This is a genomic window from Haloactinomyces albus, assembly GCF_031458135.1.
In the GTDB taxonomy this organism is placed as follows: Bacteria; Actinomycetota; Actinomycetes; order Mycobacteriales; family Pseudonocardiaceae; genus Haloactinomyces; species Haloactinomyces albus.
The window spans coordinates 505,047-523,057 of sequence record NZ_JAVDXW010000001.1 but is presented as its reverse complement, the minus strand read 5'-3'; the positions used below and the strand labels follow the sequence as shown (position 1 = coordinate 523,057).

Sequence of the window (18,011 nt, the reverse complement as noted above, 5' to 3'; positions counted from 1 at the left end):
AACTGAGTGCGTGAGCGAGCACATCCTTGACGAGCTGTCCTGGCGCGGCCTGATCGCGCAGTCCACCGATGCCGACGCACTGCGTCGTGATCTGGATGCCGGGCCGCTCACTCTCTATGCGGGTTTCGATCCGACCGCGCCGAGTCTGCATGCAGGACATCTGGTTCCCCTGCTGACCCTGCGACGGTTCCAGCTCGCAGGGCATCGTCCGGTCGTGCTCGCCGGTGGGGCGACCGGACTGATCGGTGATCCCCGCGATGTCGGTGAGCGCAACCTGCATGACGAGGCCACGGTGCGGGAGTGGACCGAGGGTATTCGGGGGCAGCTCGAACGGTTCGTCGACTTCGACGATTCGCCGACCGGGGCCGTGCTGGAGAACAACACGGACTGGACAGCGAACCTGTCGGTGACCGCGTTCCTCCGGGATGTCGGCAAGCATTTCTCGCTGAACACGATGTTGGCCAGGGACACCGTCAAGCGGCGTCTGGAAAGCGACGGCATGTCCTACACCGAGTTCAGTTACATGTTGCTGCAGGCCAACGACTTCGTTCAGCTCCACCGGCGCCACGGCACCCGGCTGCAGCTCGGAGGGTCGGACCAGTGGGGCAACATCGTCGCCGGTGTCGACTTGCTGCGCAGGCAGGAGGGGGTTACCGGCCACGCGTTGACCTTGCCGTTGGTCACCGATTCCGAGGGACGCAAGTTCGGCAAGTCAACCGGGGGCGGCAACATCTGGCTCGATCCCCAGATGACCTCGCCGTATGCCTGGTACCAGTACTTCGTCAATGCCAATGACGCCGATGTCGGCAAGTACCTGCGCCTGTTCACCTTCCTCGGACGTGACGAGATCGAGGAGTTGGAGAGCACGACTGCCGAACGCCCTCAGTTGCGCGCGGGACAGCGCAAACTGGCGGAGGAACTCACGACGATGGTGCATGGTGCCCATGCGACACGGCAGGTGGTTGCCGCGAGTCAGGCACTGTTCGGGCGCGGAGAGCTCCGCGAGCTCGACGAGGCAACACTGGACGCCGCCATGGCCGAGGCACCGACCGGTGAGGTTCGACTCGCCGACGAGCCGACGATCGTGGATCTGCTGGTGGCAACCGGTCTTGTCACCGGCAGGGCAGCGGCACGTCGCACGGTCAGTGAGGGCGGAGCCTACGTCAACAACGGTAAAATCACTGATGACACCTGGTCGCCCTCCAAAGAGGACCTGTTGCACGGCCGCTGGCTCGTTGTTCGTCGTGGCAAACGCCACACTGCGGGTGTTCGGGTGTTCCATTAAACTCGGAGCAGCTTCGGAAAGGCGTCTGACCTGCGGGTTCCGTTTTTCCGCTGGTGGTACGGGTCGATTTGACTCCGTGTGCGTCGGCGCGTAAATTATTTCTTGTCAGCACGGAACGAGCCGGTGTGAGTCGGGTCGGGTGTTGGTGGCCGGTTGCTTCCTGGGTTTTTGGGTGGTTTCGGGTGTTTGTTACGGTGAATGGCGGTCCGGCGGGATTGGTTTCCGGTTTGGTTGGGCTGTTTCAGCGGAGCAAGGTTAATATGCGGTGAGCGTGTTGTTGCGGTGCTGGGTTTCCGGTGTGGGAATGTGGCGTGGTGAGAGCTCGGTGGGCCGGTTCGGGTGACCCCCCTTTGGGTGGGTTGCTGGTGGGTTTGCTAGGGTTTTCGGTGCAGCAAGCGGTTATTGCGGGCCTGCCGTGTGGTGGGTGTGTTCTTTGAGAACTCAACAGTGTGCCGATGGTTTTGTGTTTGATGCGGACCGTTTTTTCGGTTTTGTTTTTTTGGGGCATGCCCTGTTGTGGGGTGTGTTTCTGCTGGGGTTGTTGAATGATCCTTTGTTGGAGAGTTTGATCCTGGCTCAGGACGAACGCTGGCGGCGTGCTTAACACATGCAAGTCGAACGCTGAAGCTCTTGTTCGCAGGGGTGGATGAGTGGCGGACGGGTGAGTAACACGTGGGCAATCTGCCCTGTACTTGGGGATAAGCCTTGGAAACGGGGTCTAATACCGGATAGGACATGTCATCGCATGGTGGTGTGTGGAAAGCTCCGGCGGTACGGGATGAGCCCGCGGCCTATCAGCTGGATGGTGCGGTAACGGCGTACCATGGCGACGACGGGTAGCCGGCCTGAGAGGGTGACCGGCCACACTGGGACTGAGATACGGCCCAGACTCCTACGGGAGGCTGCAGTGGGGAATCTTGCGCAATGGGCGAAAGCCTGACGCAGCAACGCCGCGTGGGGGAGGACGGCCTTCGGGTTGTAAACCTCTTTCGGTCCCGACGAAGGTGACGGTAGGGGCAGAAGAAGCGCCGGCTAACTACGTGCCAGCAGCCGCGGTAATACGTAGGGCGCAAGCGTTGTCCGGATTTATTGGGCGTAAAGAGCTCGTAGGCGGTTTGTCGCGTCGGCCGTGAAAACCTGTTGCTTAACGGCAGGCGTGCGGTCGATACGGGCAGACTTGAGTTCGGTAGGGGAGACTGGAATTCCTGGTGTAGCGGTGAAATGCGCAGATATCAGGAGGAACACCGGTGGCGAAGGCGGGTCTCTGGGCCGATACTGACGCTGAGGAGCGAAAGCGTGGGGAGCGAACAGGATTAGATACCCTGGTAGTCCACGCCGTAAACGTTGGGCGCTAGGTGTGGGGACTGTTTCCACGGTGTCCGTGCCGTAGCTAACGCATTAAGCGCCCCGCCTGGGGAGTACGGCCGCAAGGCTAAAACTCAAAGGAATTGACGGGGGCCCGCACAAGCGGCGGAGCATGTGGATTAATTCGATGCAACGCGAAGAACCTTACCTGGGTTTGACATGCCTGGATCGCTCTGGAGACAGGGTTTCCCTTTTTGGGGCCGGTGCACAGGTGGTGCATGGCTGTCGTCAGCTCGTGTCGTGAGATGTTGGGTTAAGTCCCGCAACGAGCGCAACCCTTGTCCTGTGTTGCCAGCAATGCGGTTGGGGACTCGCGGGAGACTGCCGGGGTCAACTCGGAGGAAGGTGGGGATGACGTCAAGTCATCATGCCCCTTATGCCCAGGGCTTCACACATGCTACAATGGCCGGTACAGAGGGTGGCCAACCCGTGAGGGGCAGCGAATCTCTTAAAGCCGGTCTCAGTTCGGATCGGGGTCTGCAACTCGACCCTGTGAAGTCGGAGTCGCTAGTAATCGCAGATCAGCAGTGCTGCGGTGAATACGTTCCCGGGCCTTGTACACACCGCCCGTCACGTCACGAAAGTCGGTAACGCCCGAAGCTCATGGCCCAACCGGTTTGCCGGGGGGAGTGGTCGAAGGTGGGACCGGCGATTGGGACGAAGTCGTAACAAGGTAGCCGTACCGGAAGGTGCGGCTGGATCACCTCCTTTCTAAGGAGCACTGGTACTCGCACATGCCGGCGTGTCCTGTCCCGGTGTGGGCAGGGTGGTGGCCGGGTGTGGGTGCTGCCTGGTGGGTGTGCCCGGATGTGGTGCGCACCGGGTGGTGCTGTCCGAGAGTGTGGAAACGTCGAACATGGAATGCTGCTGGGGCCTGGGTGGTCTCGGTGTCGGTGCACTGTTGGGTTCTGAGGGAACATGCCGCTGGTGCTGCCCCTGGTTGGGGTGGTGGTGGGTGTGTTGCCGTGGTGGTTGTTGTTTGAGAACTGTATAGTGGATGCGAGCATCTTGATACTTGGTGTGTAAGTGTGTAAGGGCGCACGGTGGATGCCTCGGCATCAGGAGCCGATGAAGGACGTGGGAGGCTGCGATAAGCCTCGGGGAGCTGTCAACCGAGCTGTGATCCGAGGGTGTCCGAATGGGGAAACCCGGCCGGAGTGATGTCCGGTCACCGCTGTCTGAATGTATAGGGCAGTGGGAGGGAACGCGGGAAAGTGAAACATCTCAGTACCCGCAGGAAGAGAAAGCAATAGCGATTCCCCGAGTAGTGGCGAGCGAAACGGGATGTGTGGCTAAACCGGGTGCGTGGCAAGCCGGCAGGCGTTGCGTGCTCGGGGTTGTTGGGAGCATCTGGTTGGGGCTGCCGCCTCAGCGGGGAGTGTATGCATGGCCAGCTGAATGCGTTGGAATGCGCAGGCGTAGTGGGTGAGACCCCCGTCGGTGAAAGTGGTGCGTGCTCCCGGGTGTGATCCCGAGTAGCACGGGGTCCGTGGATTCCCGTGTGAATCGGCCAGGACCACCTGGTAAGCCTGAATACTCCTGGTGACCGATAGCGGAGAGTACCGTGAGGGAATGGTGAAAAGTACCCCGAGAGGGGAGTGAAAGAGTCCCTGAAACCGTGTGCCTATAATCCGTCAGAGCCGTTCGCGGTGATGGCGTGCCTTTTGAAGAATGAGCCTGCGAGTTAGTGGTGCGTGGCGAGGTTAACCCGTGGTGGGGAAGCCGGAGCGAAAGCGAGTCCGAACAGGGCGGGGTAGTCGCGTGCTCTAGACCCGAAACCGAGTGATCTACCCATGGCCAGGGTGAAGCCCGGGTAATACCGGGTGGAGGCCCGAACCCACCAGGGTTGAAAACCTGGGGGATGAGCTGTGGGTAGGGGTGAAAGGCCAATCAAACTCGGAGATAGCTGGTTCTCCCCGAAATGCATTGAGGTGCAGCGTCGTGTGTTTCGTCGTGCAGGTAGAGCTACTGGATGGTGGAGGGCCCTGTGTGGGGTACTGACGTCAACCAAACTCCGAATGGCATGGCGTGGATAGCGCGGCAGTGAGTCGGCGGGGGAAAAGCTCCGTCGTCGAGAGGGAAACAGCCCAGAACACCGGCTAAGGCCCCCAAGTGTGTGCTTAGTGGGGAAGGATGTGGGACTGCCCGGACAACCAGGAGGTTGGCTTAGAAGCAGCCATCCTTGAAAGAGTGCGTAATAGCTCACTGGTCGAGTGGTCCTGCGCCGAAAATGTAGCGGGGCTCAAGCACACCGCCGAAGCCGTGTCGCCGTGACTGTGTGTCATGGTGGGTAGGGGAGCATCGTGTGGACGGTGAAGCGGCGGCGTAAGCCAGTCGTGGAGACCATGCGAGAGAGAATGCGGGCATGAGTAGTGCAAGCAGAGTGAGAATCTCTGCCGCCGGATGACCAAGGGTTCCTGGGCAAGGCTGATCCGCCCAGGGTGAGTCGGAGCCTAAGGCGAGGCCGACAGGCGTAGCCGATGGATAACGGGTTGATATTCCCGTACCCGCCGACGCGCGTCCCATACCGGTGTCGGTGTTCTCGGTGCTATCGGTGCCGGCCTGTTCCGCTGTGCGGGACGGTGTCCGGTGCTCATGGTGGCGAGGCCCGGCGGTCCGGTCAGTGATGGGGTGACGCAGCAGGGTAGCCCATCCCGGGCGATGGTAGTCCCGGGGTAACGGTGTAGGGCGGTGCACAGGCAAATCCGTGCACCGGTGCCTGAGACCGGAGGCCGAGCCCGTGTGGCGAAGTGGGTGATCCCGTACTGCCGAGAAAAGCCTCTAGCGAGTGCGTGGGTGGTCCGTACCCCAAACCAACACAGGTGGTCAGGTAGAGCATACCGAGGCGAGCGAGCGAACCGTGGTCAAGGAACTCGGCAAAATGTCCCCGTAACTTCGGGAGAAGGGGAGCCATGGCCGGTGTAGGAGCGTTGCCTCCGAAGCTGGTGGTGGCCGCAGAGAGTGGGCCCGAGCGACTGTTTACTAAAAACACAGGTCCGTGCGAAGTCGTAAGACGAGGTATACGGACTGACGCCTGCCCGGTGCCGGAACGTTAACAGGACTCGTTAGTGGGTGCGCCCGCGAAGCGGAGAATGGAAGCGCCGGTAAACGGCGGTGGTAACTATAACCATCCTAAGGTAGCGAAATTCCTTGTCGGGTAAGTTCCGACCTGCACGAATGGCGTAACGACTTGGGCGCTGTCTCGACCACGGACTCGACGAAATTGCAATACGAGTAAAGATGCTCGTTACGCGCGGCAGGACGGAAAGACCCCGGGACCTTTACTGTAGCTTGGTATTGGTGTCTGGTTCGGCTTGTGTAGGATAGGTGGGAGACTGGGAAGCTCACACGCCAGTGTGGGTGGAGTCGCTGTTGAAATACCACTCTGGTCGTTGCGGGCGTCTAACCTCGATCCGTGATCCGGATCAGGGACAGTGCCTGGTGGGCAGTTTAACTGGGGCGGTTGCCTCCCAAAGGGTAACGGAGGCGCCCAACGGTCCCCTCAGCCTGGTTGGAAACCAGGTGGCGAGTGCAAGGGCACAAGGGGGCTTGACTGTGAGACCGACGGGTCGAGCAGGTGCGAAAGCAGGGCCTAGTGATCCGGCACTGGCTGGTGGAAGCGGTGTCGCTCAACGGATAAAAGGTACCCCGGGGATAACAGGCTGATCCTGCCCAAGAGTCCATATCGACGGCATGGTTTGGCACCTCGATGTCGGCTCGTCGCATCCTGGGGCTGTAGTCGGTCCCAAGGGTTGGGCTGTTCGCCCATTAAAGCGGCACGCGAGCTGGGTTTAGAACGTCGTGAGACAGTTCGGTCCCTATCCGCCGCGCGCGTTCGGAGACTTGCGAGATGCTGTCCCCAGTACGAGAGGACCGGGACGGACGAACCTCTGGTGTGCCAGTTGTTCCGCCAGGAGCACGGCTGGTTGGCTACGTTCGGCACGGATAACCGCTGAAAGCATCTAAGCGGGAAGCCGTCCTCCAGATGAGGTCTCCCCCCGACCTGGATCGGGTAAGGCCCCCACCAGACGAGTGGGTTGATAGGCCGGAGGTGAAAGCCTGGCAACAGGTGCAGCCGACCGGTACTAATCGGCCGAGTGACTTACCCACCCAGGGTGCGCATCCACTATACGGATCTGAAACAACAACCACCCCCATAAACTCCACACACTGGCCATGGGCTAGACTGTGTGGCCAGAACGAGTCGGTGGTCATAGCGGCGGGGACACGCCCGGTCCCATCCCGAACCCGGAAGCTAAGCCCGCCAGCGCCGATGGTACTGCACCCCCACGGGTGTGGGAGAGTAGGACACCGCCGACCCCCACTTCGGAGGGGGAGGGACGTGCCCCATCGCACGTCCCTCCCCCTCCTTTCATGCCCGCCGGTTCACTTACCAGCACAGTCCCGTCGGCCGAATTGGCTCGGCAGTACCGACGGAGCCTTGCGGACTAAGCTGGGGTGGTCGGCTTTTCGAATGTTGCAGGAGGTCCGGTGTCCGATTCCGAGGACAAGCACGGCGGCGACCGCCGCGGGCCCAGCGGTGGCCGTGGTCCCGGCGGTGGCCGAGGTGACCCGAGAGGACGTGGTTCCGGTAACCGCAGCGGTGATGGGCACAGCACGGGGCGTGGACACGGTGACGACCGGCGCTCGGGAGATCGCTACCCGAACCGACAGGGCGGCCAGAAGCGGTTTGACGATTCACGGGGCGATGATCCGCGTCGGGGCTCTTCCGCGCGGCATGGTCAGGATGCTCGTGGTGGTGGCAGGCGCGATGACCGAGTAAGCAGCCGCGGAAAAGACGGAAATCGCGCCGACCGCTCCCAGCCAGGACGTGGCGCCGGTGGTCAATGGAACGATCGTCGCCGTTCCGATCGCAATGGTGCACGCGCCGAGGGACAGGGGCCGCGTGGTGAGCGGCCAGAGCAGCGTGGCGACCGGCGTGACCACTCCGGTGGAGGAAAGGGACGCCACGATCGTCCCCGTCGAGATGATCGCTCGTCCGGTGGCAAGCCTTCGGACCGACCCGAACGCCGAGGCTTCGACCGCTCGCAGGGACGAGCCGATCGTGCGGATCACAAACGATCGGCTACCGACACGAACAAGAGCCGATACCGTGGTCATGAACGTTCGGGAGGACGAAACCGGCCGGCGGGAGAGAACAGCGAAGCAGGCGGGAAGAGACCCGCCAACACGCCGCCGAAGCCCCGAGAACCGGATCTCCCCGAGGATGTGCAGGCCTCTGAGCTGCATGGAGAGGTCCGCCGGGAATTGCGCGGGCTGCCCAAGGGGCTGGCGGACAAGGTGGCAGCCCACCTGGTTGCCGCAGGCAAACTGATGGACACGGAACCGGAGCGAGCGCTGACTCATGCACGCTTCGCGCGTCGTAGTGCTGCTCGTGTGGCAGCCGTGCGGGAGGCCAACGGGCTCACGGCTTACCAGGTCGGGGAGTGGAGCGAGGCTCTGACCGAACTGCGTGCCGCCCGCCGTATGGCAGGCGGTGCCGGGCAGTTGGCGATCATGGCCGATTGTGAGCGCGCACTTGGCCGTTCGCAGCGAGCCCTGGAGCTCAGTCGCAGTCCCGAAGCTGCCGAACTCGAGGGGCAGCAGGCGGTCGAGTTGCGCATTGTCGCTGCCGGTGCGCGCCGCGATCTTGGACAGATCGATGCTTCCGTGGTCAGCCTGCAGACTTCGGACCTCGACCCGCAACGGCAGGAGCCGTGGAGCGCCCGGCTGTTCTACGCCTATGCCGACAATCTGCTGGCGGCGGACAGAGTGCAGGAGGCGTTCACGTGGTTCGTCCACGCGGCACACGCGGATGACGAAGGCGAGACCGACGCCCCGGAAAGACTCGATGAACTGGTTGTACGGCTCGGCGGGGCCGATGCGGCCGAGGAACTCGTCGCGGAGGTCGAGTCCCGGTTGCCCGGGGACACGGGTGGAACCGATGGCGAGGGAGCCCAGGAAACGCCCACCGGCACGGCCGAGGGGGATACCGCTTCTGCCGAGGAGCACGGCGGTGATCTCGAAGGAGGTTCCGGGGCACTGTGACGGCTCCGTTGGTCGAGCAGCATGATGCCGTGCTCCTGGATTTGGATGGCACGGTCTATCGTGGCGATGAGTTGGTCAGGGGAGCCAAGGAGGCGATCGATGAAGTTCATCGGCGAAGAGTCGCGCTTCGTTATGTGACCAACAATGCCTCCAAACCGCCCCGGGCTGTCGTCGAACATCTCGGGCATCTCGGACTGTGCACGGAGACCGCCGAGGTCAGCACGAGTGCCCAGGCAGCGGCTGCGGTACTGGCCGAATTCCTGCCCGCCGGGGCGCGCGTGCTGGTGATCGGGACGGAAGCTCTGGCGGGCGAGATCGAAGGGGTCGGTCTGAGCCCGGTTCGACGTCACGCGGACGGTCCGGTTGCGGTGGTTCAGGGGCATTCGCCGGATACGGGATGGATGGACCTCGGTGAAGCATGCTTGGCGATCAACGGCGGTGCCGCCTGGGTGGCCTGCAACAGCGATGCGACATTGCCTACCGAGCGGGGCGAATTGCCCGGAAACGGCGCGATGGTGGCTGCGTTGCAGCTGGCGACCGACCGGATGCCGCGGGTGGCGGGCAAACCGCAACCGCCGCTGCTGCGTCGCGCGGCCGATTCCGCTCGGGCGAGCCGCCCACTGATGGTCGGTGACCGACTGGAAACCGACATCGCCGGTGGTGTGCAGGCGGGTATGCCATCGCTGATGGTGCTGTCCGGGGTCGGTACTCCGGCAGAGGTGCTGGGTGCTCCCGCCGAATCCCGCCCCGATTACGTCTCGGCGGATCTGGCGGCGCTGCATCGCCCCCCGGAAGAGTCGTTGATCACCGATCAGTCCTCGTTCACGGTCCGGGTGGAGGAATCAGCTCTGGTATTGACGGCTCTCTCCGAAGGGATCGCCGAACCGCTGCCCGCGCTGCGGGCGTTATGTGCGGTGTGGTGGCGAATCGGTTCGGGGCCGGTACGGGTCAGGGGAGACGACGAGCAGGCCGAAATGGCACTGAACGGCCTGGGTTTGGCATGAGACGTACTCGGATCCTCTCGTCCCGTCCATGTGCATGACCTCGAGTCATGGTGTGATAGTGGTATCCACGCGGTTGTGTGGCACGTCCGATAGCGTGGGCAGTATCGTCGCGCACCGCTGGGGCGGTGTGGCCGATGGAAGTGAGCGAACATGACCTCGTCCGGTCAGCACAGTAATGCACCGGCATCGCATTCGGCGGTGCCTGCCGAGGCGCCTGTCGAAACGAATGGTTCGGACGAGGGGCGGTCGACCGAGCGGGCCATCGAGGAGGCGCTGGCCCGGCTTGGGAATCTGGCCGAGCTTCCGGTATCCGAGCACGTCGAGCGGTTCGACGCCGTGCACACCGCGCTCACTGAGGCGCTCGGCAAGGCCGAGAACCTGTTGTCCGGTTCGAGTGGTAACGGGAGTTGACGCGGTGCCACGAAGGGTGCGTCTGGACGCGGAACTCGTTCGACGGGGGCTCGCACGCTCGCGGGAACAGGCATCGGAGCTGATCGCCGCAGGCCGGGTGAGTGTGCGCGGCATGATCGCCGCCAAGCCTGCGACCGCGGTGGAAACCGATGTGGCGGTCGTGGTGTCCGAGGATGCCGAAGGTCCCGGCTGGGTGTCCCGCGGTGCCTACAAGCTGCTGGGAGCGTTCGACGTGTTCGAGCCCGACGGGCTTACCGTCGCCGGCCGTCGATGTCTCGACGCGGGTGCTTCCACCGGCGGTTTCACCGACGTGTTGCTGCAGCGCGGGGCTCGGGAGGTCGTGGCCGTGGACGTCGGCTACGGCCAGCTCGACTGGAAACTGCAAACCGATGATCGGGTGCGGATCCAGGACCGCACCAATGTGCGTTCCCTCTCGGTCGAGGAGATCGGCGGTCCTGTCGATCTCGTCGTGGCCGACCTGTCCTTCATCTCCTTGCGGCTCGTCCTGCCCGCATTGCAGGCGTGCATGAACGGCAATGCCGACCTCGTCGTCATGGTCAAGCCACAGTTCGAGGTCGGCAAGCAGCGGCTCGGCTCCGGTGGTGTCGTCCGTGACCCGCAGCTGCGCGCGGAAGCCGTGCTCGACGTGGTGAACTCCGCAGCCGGGAGCGGACTCGGAGTGCACGGGGTGGTCGCCAGTCCGTTGCCGGGGCCGTCCGGCAACGTCGAGTACTTCGTGTGGCTGCATGGTGACGAGCGCGGTGACCTGCGGGATTCCGAGGCAATGGTCACAGAGGCCGTCCGTACGGGTCCGCAGAGCCCGGCCGGGCGCGATGCGGAACACGGTGCCGGCAGGCAACAACGCCAAGGGGGTGCCAGGTGACCCGAGAAGTACTGCTGGTGATACACACGGGCAGGCAGTACAACCTGGGCACGGCGGAGAAGGTCGCCGGGCAGCTCATCGGGGCCGGAATGCGGGTCCGGGTGTTGGCAGAGGAAGCACCCGAACTCAGCCCCGAGTGCTACACGCAGGTGGTGGCGCCGGGCCCCCTGGCCGCGGAGGGGACCGAACTCGTCCTCGTCCTGGGGGGCGACGGAACTCTGCTGCGCGCCGCGGAACTGGCTCGAATGGCCGGGGTACCGGTGTTCGGAGTGAACCTCGGCCGGGTGGGCTTCCTGGCAGGGGCGGACTTCGAGGCGCTCGACGATGCGGTCGATGCGGTGATCGAGAGCCGGTATCACGTCGAGGAACGCATGACCATCGACGTGACCGCCCGGTTGGACAACGAAGTGCTGGCCACCACGTGGGCGCTCAACGAAGCGAGTGTGGAGAAAAGCAGCCGGGAACGGATTCTGGATGTGGTCGTCGAGGTCGACGGTCACCCGGTTTCGGCGTTCGGTTGTGATGGAGTTTTGTGCTCCACTCCCACTGGTTCCACCGCGTACGCGTTTTCCGCCGGAGGTCCGGTGATCTGGCCGCAGGTGCAGGCCCTGCTGGTTGTTCCGAGCAACGCGCACGCGTTGTTCGCTCGGCCTCTGGTGATCGCACAGGATTCCCTGCTGGCCCTGGAGGTCGATCAGAACGGGCACGAGGCGGTCCTGTGCTGTGATGGACAACGACACTTCAACCTCCCTCCGGGCGCCAGGGTGGAAGCCGTAGCGGGGACGAGCCCGCTACGGCTCGTTCGGCTGCACGACACCGCGTTCACCGATCGGTTGGTACGCAAGTTCGAACTGCCGGTGCAGGGATGGAGGGGGCCGGTCGCCGACTGAGGCGTTCCGCACCGGCCCGGTGGGGATTCGTTGATCGGACCCGGCCGCTAGGGTGCGGACTGTGTTGGCGGAGATGCACATCCAGGGGTTGGGCGTGATCGACGACGCCACGCTCGATCTGCACCCCGGCCTGACCGTGGTGACCGGTGAAACCGGCGCCGGAAAGACGATGGTGGTCACAGGGCTTCACCTGCTCGGTGGTGGCCGAGCGGACAGCTCCCGTGTCCGTGCCGGCGCGACGCGTGCGGTGGTCGAGGGCCGATTCGAGACCGCGGCGGACTCGCCTGCGGCCAGGGTCGCCACGGACGCGGGAGCCGAGCTGGACGAGGACGGCGGCCTGATTGCCGTGCGCAGCGTCAATGCGGAAGGCCGCTCGCGTGCCCATCTGGGCGGGCGCTCGGTTCCGAACGCGGTGCTGTCCGAGCTGGCGGATCAGGTGCTGGCTGTCCACGGTCAGAATGACCAGTTGCGATTACTGCGTTCCGCCGAGCAGCGGGCGGTGCTGGATCGCTTCGCCGGAACCGAGGTCACCGGCCCGTTGGCGGAATATCAGCGGGTTCGTGCGGAATGGGCGGAGACGGTCCGGGAGCTGACCGAACGAACGGAGCGCTCCCGAGAGCTGGCCAGGCAAGCCGATCTACTTCGACACGGATTGTCCGAGATCGAAGCAGTCGCGCCCGAGCAGGGTGAGGACACCGCTCTGGTCGAGGAGGCCAGGCGGCTGGCCGATGTCGACCAGCTCCGCGACGTCGCCTCGGGAGCCCAGGCTGCCGTGAGTGGTGCTGCCGAGGCGGACCCCGAATCGGTCAGTGCGCTCGGACTGGTCGGTGAGGCACGCCGCCGTCTCGGCGCAGCCGAAGATCCGGTACTGCGTGACCTCGAGTCGCGACTGGCGGAGTCGGCTGCCGTACTCGCTGATGTCGGTGCCGAGCTGGCCGGGTACTTGGATCGCTTGGATGCCGATCCGGCACGCCTGGAGCAGGTGCTGGCCAGGCAGGCCGAGTTGAAGCAGCTCACGAAGAAGTATGCGGCCGACATCGACGGCGTGCTGGCCTGGGCCTCCGACGCCGAGTCGCAACTGTCCGGGATGGACACTTCGGAGGAGGCGTTGGCTGCTCTGGCCACGCGGCGCGACGAGTTGGCGGCCGAGCTCGCACGGCATGCCCAGGCCGTATCGGACGCTCGCGGGGAGGCCGCGACCGGACTGGGGGCAGCGGTCACCGAGGAACTCACCGGGTTGGCCATGGCGCAGGCCGAACTCGAAGTTCTGGTCCGCCCCAAGGTGGCGGATGACTCCGATCCTGCTGCGCTGACCGTGCAGGGACGGACTCTGCATGCAGGCCCCGACGGTGTGGACGACGTCGAGTTGCGGTTGATCGCGCATTCCGGTGCTCCGCCCCTACCGATCCACAAAGGTGCTTCGGGGGGTGAGCTGTCGCGGGTGATGCTCGGTCTGGAAGTGGTGCTCACCGACGCGGATACGGTGCCGACCCTGGTTTTCGACGAGGTGGATGCCGGAGTCGGCGGCCGAGCCGCGGTGGAGATCGGCAGGCGCCTCGCGCGGTTGGCCCGCACCCACCAGGTGATCGTCGTGACGCACCTTCCGCAGGTGGCCGCCTACGCCGATCGTCATCTGGTGGTCGACAAGGGATCCGGTGAAGGCGGACTGACCCGCAGTGATGTGCGCACGGTCGCCGACGAGCAACGGGTGGCGGAATTGGCCCGGATGCTGGCCGGACTCGAATCCACCGAGACCGGGCGGGCTCATGCGGAGGAACTGCTCGATACGGCCATTGCGCACAAGGCCGACCGGCACGTCTCGGGCAGTGCGGGCCGAAGCGGTGGCGGCGGCAAAGGTTCCGGTGACAGGAAGTCGGGCACGCGGAAGCAGTCCTGAGGTGCGACGCGCGTCGGTGCGATGGTGCCGTTGGAGCAACGCGCCCGGCGTGGCGGAGCAACATTTGGTGATCGGTTTGTCACCATCGGTGTATGAAGCTCAGTGGCCTGCTTGGCAGCCAGGAAGCGAGTCCGCCCGGTGTGGTCGGCGTTGCCAGGGTCCAGCGGCGTTCCGGTGACCTGCTGCATCGAGTCGGTGCCGGTGACATCGCCGTGCTCGACCAGGCCGACCTGGACCGCCGGACCGCGGAAGCCCTCGTCGCAGCCGAGGTGGTCGGGGTCGTCAATGCCGCGCCCTCGATCTCGGGTCGGTTTCCGAATCTGGGGCCCGAAGTCCTGCTTTCCGCCGGGATCACCTTGATAGACGGGGTGGGGGCACAGACACTGCACGAGATCAGGGACGGTGCCAAGCTCCGCCTGTACGAGGGCAGCGTGTTCGTCGGTGACCGGGAACTCGCCGGTGGGACCGAGCAGGATGCGGATTCGGTGGCCGACCTGATGATCGAGGCGAAGGCAGGCATGTCGGCGCAGCTGGAGGCGTTCTCGGCGAACACGATCGAATTCCTGCGCCGTGAGCGCATGCTGATGCTCGACGGTATCGGCGTGCCCGAACTGACGGTGCCGATGAAGGACAGGCACGTCCTCGTCGTGGCAGCGGGGTACGGGCACACCGACGATCTCAAGCGGCTCAAACGCTACATCCGGGAGTATCGCCCGCTCCTGATCGGAGTGGACACCGGGGCGGACTCGGTGTTCAAGGCCGGGTACAGCCCCGACGTGATCGTCGGCGACCCGGAGGGGATCGATCCCGAGGCCCTCAAGAGCGGAACGGAAGTGGTCATCCCGGCACATGTGGACGGCCACGCGCCCGGCTTGGAACGGATCCAGGATCTGGGTATCGGCGCGGTCACGTTCCCCGCCTCCGGAAATCCGGAGGATCTCGCGTTACTGCTCGCGGACTCCCACGAGGCGAACCTGATCGTCACGGTCGGTTTCCAGGCCACGTTGCGCGAGTTCCTCGATCGAGGGCGCTCGGGCTCGAATCCGTCGACTTTCCTGACCAGGCTTCGCCTCGGTGGCAAGCTCGTCGACGGCAGCGCCGTGATGGCCTTGCAGCGCAGCACTGTTCCCACCGGTGCGGTGGTCTCCTTGATCGCGGCGGTGGTGACGGTGGTCTTCGTCGCCCTCGCGGTGTCCGGTTTGGGAGCGTCGTATTTCGGTGTGGTCGCCGAGGCGGGCCGCACCGTCCTCGAATACCTCAGGGGGCTTTTGCCGTGATTTCGTTGCGTTACCACACTGTGTCGATCGCGGCGGTGTTTCTGGCGCTGGCCACGGGTGTGCTCCTCGGTTCGACCTCGGTGAGTGAGAGCCTGCTGTCCCACCTCGGCAACAAGCAGGATTCGCTGCGTCACCAGGTGGATCAACTGCGTGCCGAGCGCGACACCCTGAAGGGCAAGGTCGTCGATGCGCAGCGATTCGGCAAAGCGATCGGGCCACTGGCGGTGCGCGGACAACTCGATCAGCACAGTGTCGTGCTCATGACAACCCCGGATGTGCACGCACAGGACCGGGAGGCCATGGCCAGGATGCTCGCCTCGGCAGGGGCCGATGTCACCGGGACGGTGCGGCTCACCGAGCGTTTCACGAATCCCGAACGAGCCGGGCAGTTGCAGGATGTACTCACGCGTCTGCTGCCCGCCGGCGTGCAGCTTCCGGTCGCTTCGGCTCCGGGAACACTGGCGGGCGGTTTCCTCGGGCCTGTGGCACTGCTGGATCCGCGGACGGGTCGCCCTCAGATTTCTCCGCAGGAGCGGGCGGCGGCGCTCGGCGGATTGAGCGACGGGGGTTTCGTACGCGTATCCGGAGACCTGCGGCCCGCCGAGCTTGCGGTGGTACTGACCGGCGGTCGGGCACGAAGCGAGAACGGGAATTCTTCGACAGCGATGATGGCACGATTCGCCGCCCAGGTGGATCGGGCAGGAGCGGGTGCCGTACTCGTCGGGCGGACCGGATCCGGCGCGGGGAACAGCGCGGTGGGAGCGGTTCGGGCGGATCCGGCGATCTCCTCGGTGGTGTCGACGGTGGATAACGTCGATATTGCCGCAGGACGCGTGGCCACCGTACTGGCACTGCGCGAGCAGCTCGATGATCGTGCCGGTCACTACGGGTCCGCCGGAAATGCCCAGGGGCCCCTCCCGCAACCCCGTGGGTGATACCGCCGTAGTGGCATTGGCTCTGTGGTCCCAGCCAGGAAGGTCCCGGACCACGGGCGGTACTGCGGGAGATGCACCGCCTGCAAAAGCGAATGCCAAGTGAGTCGAGAAAGGCACCCGAACAGCGGTTGACTCGCGGTCGGACGAGCTTCCTTCGGCAGGCGGGGCAACTGCGTTCATGCAGGACTGTGCGATAGGCTGGAATCCCGTGGGAGCGACGGCGTCGTGGGAGTGCGGTAGCCGTCCTGCCAACGCACAACCAACAGCCCGGCGACGGCGTTGAACCACGGGGAGCCTTTTTGGTGCCGCAAGCACGCACGATCAAACACGTGTTCGTCACTGGGGGCGTGGCCTCTTCACTCGGCAAGGGACTCACGGCCTCCAGCCTGGGCGAGCTCCTGACCTCCCGCGGCCTGCGGGTGACGATGCAGAAGCTCGACCCCTATCTCAATGTGGATCCGGGGACGATGAATCCGTTCCAGCACGGTGAGGTGTTCGTCACCGAGGACGGCGCCGAAACCGATCTGGATATCGGTCACTACGAGCGGTTCCTGGATCGCGCCCTGACCCGCAATGCCAATATCACCACCGGTCAGGTTTACTCCACGGTGATCGCCAAGGAGCGCCGGGGCGAGTATCTCGGCGATACCGTTCAGGTGATTCCGCACATCACCGATCAGATCAAGGCCCGGATCCGGGCAATGGGGGAACCGGACGAGGACGGGCAAACGCCGGACGTGGTGATCACCGAAATCGGCGGCACCATCGGTGATATCGAGTCACTGCCGTTCCTGGAAGCGTGCAGGCAGGTCCGGCACGATGTCGGGCGGGACAACTGCTTCTTCCTGCACGTGTCCCTGGTGCCCTTCCTGGCCCCCTCGGGAGAGCTGAAGACGAAGCCGACCCAGCACTCGGTCAAGGAGCTGCGCAACATCGGTATCCAACCGGATGCTCTGGTGTGTCGCGCCGACCGGGAGCTTCCCGAGGACCTCAAGAGCAAGATCGCGTTGATGTGCGATGTCGACTCCGATGGTGTGGTCGCGTGCCCGGACGCACCGTCGATCTACGACATCCCGCGCGTGCTGCACGCGGAGGGACTCGACGCCTACCTCGTGCGCCGGCTCGGTCTGCCGTTCCGCGACGTGGACTGGTCGGTCTGGGGAGACCTGCTCGAGCGGGTGCACCAGCCCACCGAGCGAGTGCGGATCGCGCTGGTCGGCAAGTACGTCGATCTGCCCGACGCCTACCTGTCGGTGACCGAGGCTCTTCGCGCCGGAGGATTCGCCCACTATGCGAAGGTGGAGCTTCAGTGGGTGCCTTCGGACACGTGTGAGACCGCGGCGGGTGCGGCACACGCGCTTGCCGGGATGGACGGTGTTCTGATCCCCGGTGGCTTCGGGGTTCGAGGTATCGAGGGCAAGGTGGGGGCCACCCACTACGCCCGGACACACGGTATCCCGCTGCTGGGGTTGTGCCTGGGGCTGCAATGCATGGTGATCGAAGCAGCGCGCAACCTGGCGGGTCTGGAGCGGGCGAACTCCACCGAGTTCGAGGAGCCCTGCCAACATCCGGTGATCAGCACCATGGCCGACCAGCACGACGTTGTCTCCGGTCACCGCGACATGGGGGGCACCATGCGGCTGGGCTCGTACCCGGCCAGCCTGCAGGATGGTTCGATCGTGGCAGAGGCGTACGGGACCTCGGAGACAGCCGAACGTCATCGCCACCGCTATGAGGTGAACAACGAATACCGGGACCGCCTGGCCAAGGCGGGGCTCGTGTTCTCCGGGACCTCGCCCGATGACCGCCTGGTCGAGTTCCTCGAACTGGCCCGCGAGGATCACCCGTTCTTCGTCGGAACCCAGGCGCATCCGGAGCTGACCAGTAGGCCGACCCGGCCGCATCCGCTGTTCGCGGCGTTCGTCCGGGCGGCGCTGGATTACCGCGCGGCCGAACGACTTCCTGTCGAGCTTCCGTCGAACATGCATGCCCCGGCCGGGAGTGTGTGATCGAATG

11 protein-coding genes and 3 rRNA genes are annotated in these 18,011 nt (G+C 64.6%); 13 read left to right on the top strand and 1 reads right to left on the bottom strand.

Annotation, left to right across the window (positions count from 1 at the left end; genetic code table 11):
• The first annotated feature begins 10 nt into the window (after positions 1–10).
• The 4 genes from tyrS to rrf all read left to right on the top strand — a co-directional run bounded on the left by tyrS (position 11) and on the right by rrf (position 6,970).
• Positions 11–1,285: a tyrosine--tRNA ligase gene (gene tyrS, locus JOF55_RS02425; RefSeq protein WP_310268884.1), complete on the top strand. Its 1,275-nt coding sequence runs from the start codon at positions 11–13 to the stop codon at positions 1,283–1,285.
• Positions 1,286–1,838: 553 nt separating this feature from the next.
• Positions 1,839–3,361, top strand: a 16S ribosomal RNA gene (locus JOF55_RS02420).
• Between the two features lie 309 nt (positions 3,362–3,670).
• Positions 3,671–6,760 (top strand): 23S ribosomal RNA (locus JOF55_RS02415).
• Between the two features lie 93 nt (positions 6,761–6,853).
• Positions 6,854–6,970 (top strand): 5S ribosomal RNA (gene rrf, locus JOF55_RS02410).
• Together the 16S, 23S and 5S rRNA genes form the textbook arrangement of a ribosomal RNA operon.
• Before the next feature lie 378 nt (positions 6,971–7,348).
• Here rrf and JOF55_RS02405 read toward each other — a convergent pair.
• Positions 7,349–7,771 (bottom strand): hypothetical protein, encoded by a 423-nt coding sequence (locus JOF55_RS02405; RefSeq protein ID WP_310268881.1) that lies wholly within the window; start codon positions 7,769–7,771, stop codon positions 7,349–7,351.
• 108 nt (positions 7,772–7,879) lie between these two features.
• On the opposite strand from JOF55_RS02405, the gene JOF55_RS02400 reads away from it, so the two are divergent.
• The 9 genes from JOF55_RS02400 to pyrG all read left to right on the top strand — a co-directional run bounded on the left by JOF55_RS02400 (position 7,880) and on the right by pyrG (position 18,004).
• Positions 7,880–8,698 (top strand): hypothetical protein, encoded by an 819-nt coding sequence (locus JOF55_RS02400; protein ID WP_310268878.1) that lies wholly within the window; start codon positions 7,880–7,882, stop codon positions 8,696–8,698.
• Positions 8,695–9,702: an HAD-IIA family hydrolase gene (locus JOF55_RS02395; protein ID WP_310268875.1), complete on the top strand. Its 1,008-nt coding sequence runs from the start codon at positions 8,695–8,697 to the stop codon at positions 9,700–9,702. Before JOF55_RS02400 ends, JOF55_RS02395 begins: the two co-directional genes overlap by 4 nt.
• 150 nt (positions 9,703–9,852) lie before the next feature.
• A complete protein-coding gene (locus JOF55_RS02390; protein WP_310268871.1) occupies positions 9,853–10,113 on the top strand; it encodes a hypothetical protein in 261 nt (86 codons plus the stop codon).
• Between the two features lie 4 nt (positions 10,114–10,117).
• Entirely contained in the window at positions 10,118–10,996 is an 879-nt protein-coding gene (locus JOF55_RS02385; RefSeq protein ID WP_310268868.1) for a TlyA family RNA methyltransferase, read from the top strand.
• Positions 10,993–11,886, top strand: coding sequence for an NAD kinase (locus tag JOF55_RS02380; RefSeq protein WP_310268866.1), 894 nt, complete (start codon positions 10,993–10,995; stop codon positions 11,884–11,886). Before JOF55_RS02385 ends, JOF55_RS02380 begins: the two co-directional genes overlap by 4 nt.
• Before the next feature lie 61 nt (positions 11,887–11,947).
• A complete protein-coding gene (gene recN / locus JOF55_RS02375) occupies positions 11,948–13,783 on the top strand; it encodes a DNA repair protein RecN (protein ID WP_310268863.1) in 1,836 nt (611 codons plus the stop codon).
• Positions 13,784–13,875: 92 nt separating this feature from the next.
• Positions 13,876–15,060, top strand: coding sequence for a putative cytokinetic ring protein SteA (gene steA / locus JOF55_RS02370; protein ID WP_310268859.1), 1,185 nt, complete (start codon positions 13,876–13,878; stop codon positions 15,058–15,060).
• On the top strand, positions 15,057–15,995 hold the full coding sequence (locus tag JOF55_RS02365; protein WP_310268856.1) for a copper transporter: 939 nt from the start codon (positions 15,057–15,059) through the stop codon (positions 15,993–15,995). Before steA ends, JOF55_RS02365 begins: the two co-directional genes overlap by 4 nt.
• A 302-nt stretch (positions 15,996–16,297) precedes the next feature.
• The gene (pyrG, locus tag JOF55_RS02360) at positions 16,298–18,004 is read left to right on the top strand and encodes a CTP synthase (protein ID WP_374727204.1); all 1,707 of its coding nucleotides are present in this window, start codon (positions 16,298–16,300) and stop codon (positions 18,002–18,004) included.
• Positions 18,005–18,011 lie beyond the last annotated feature (7 nt).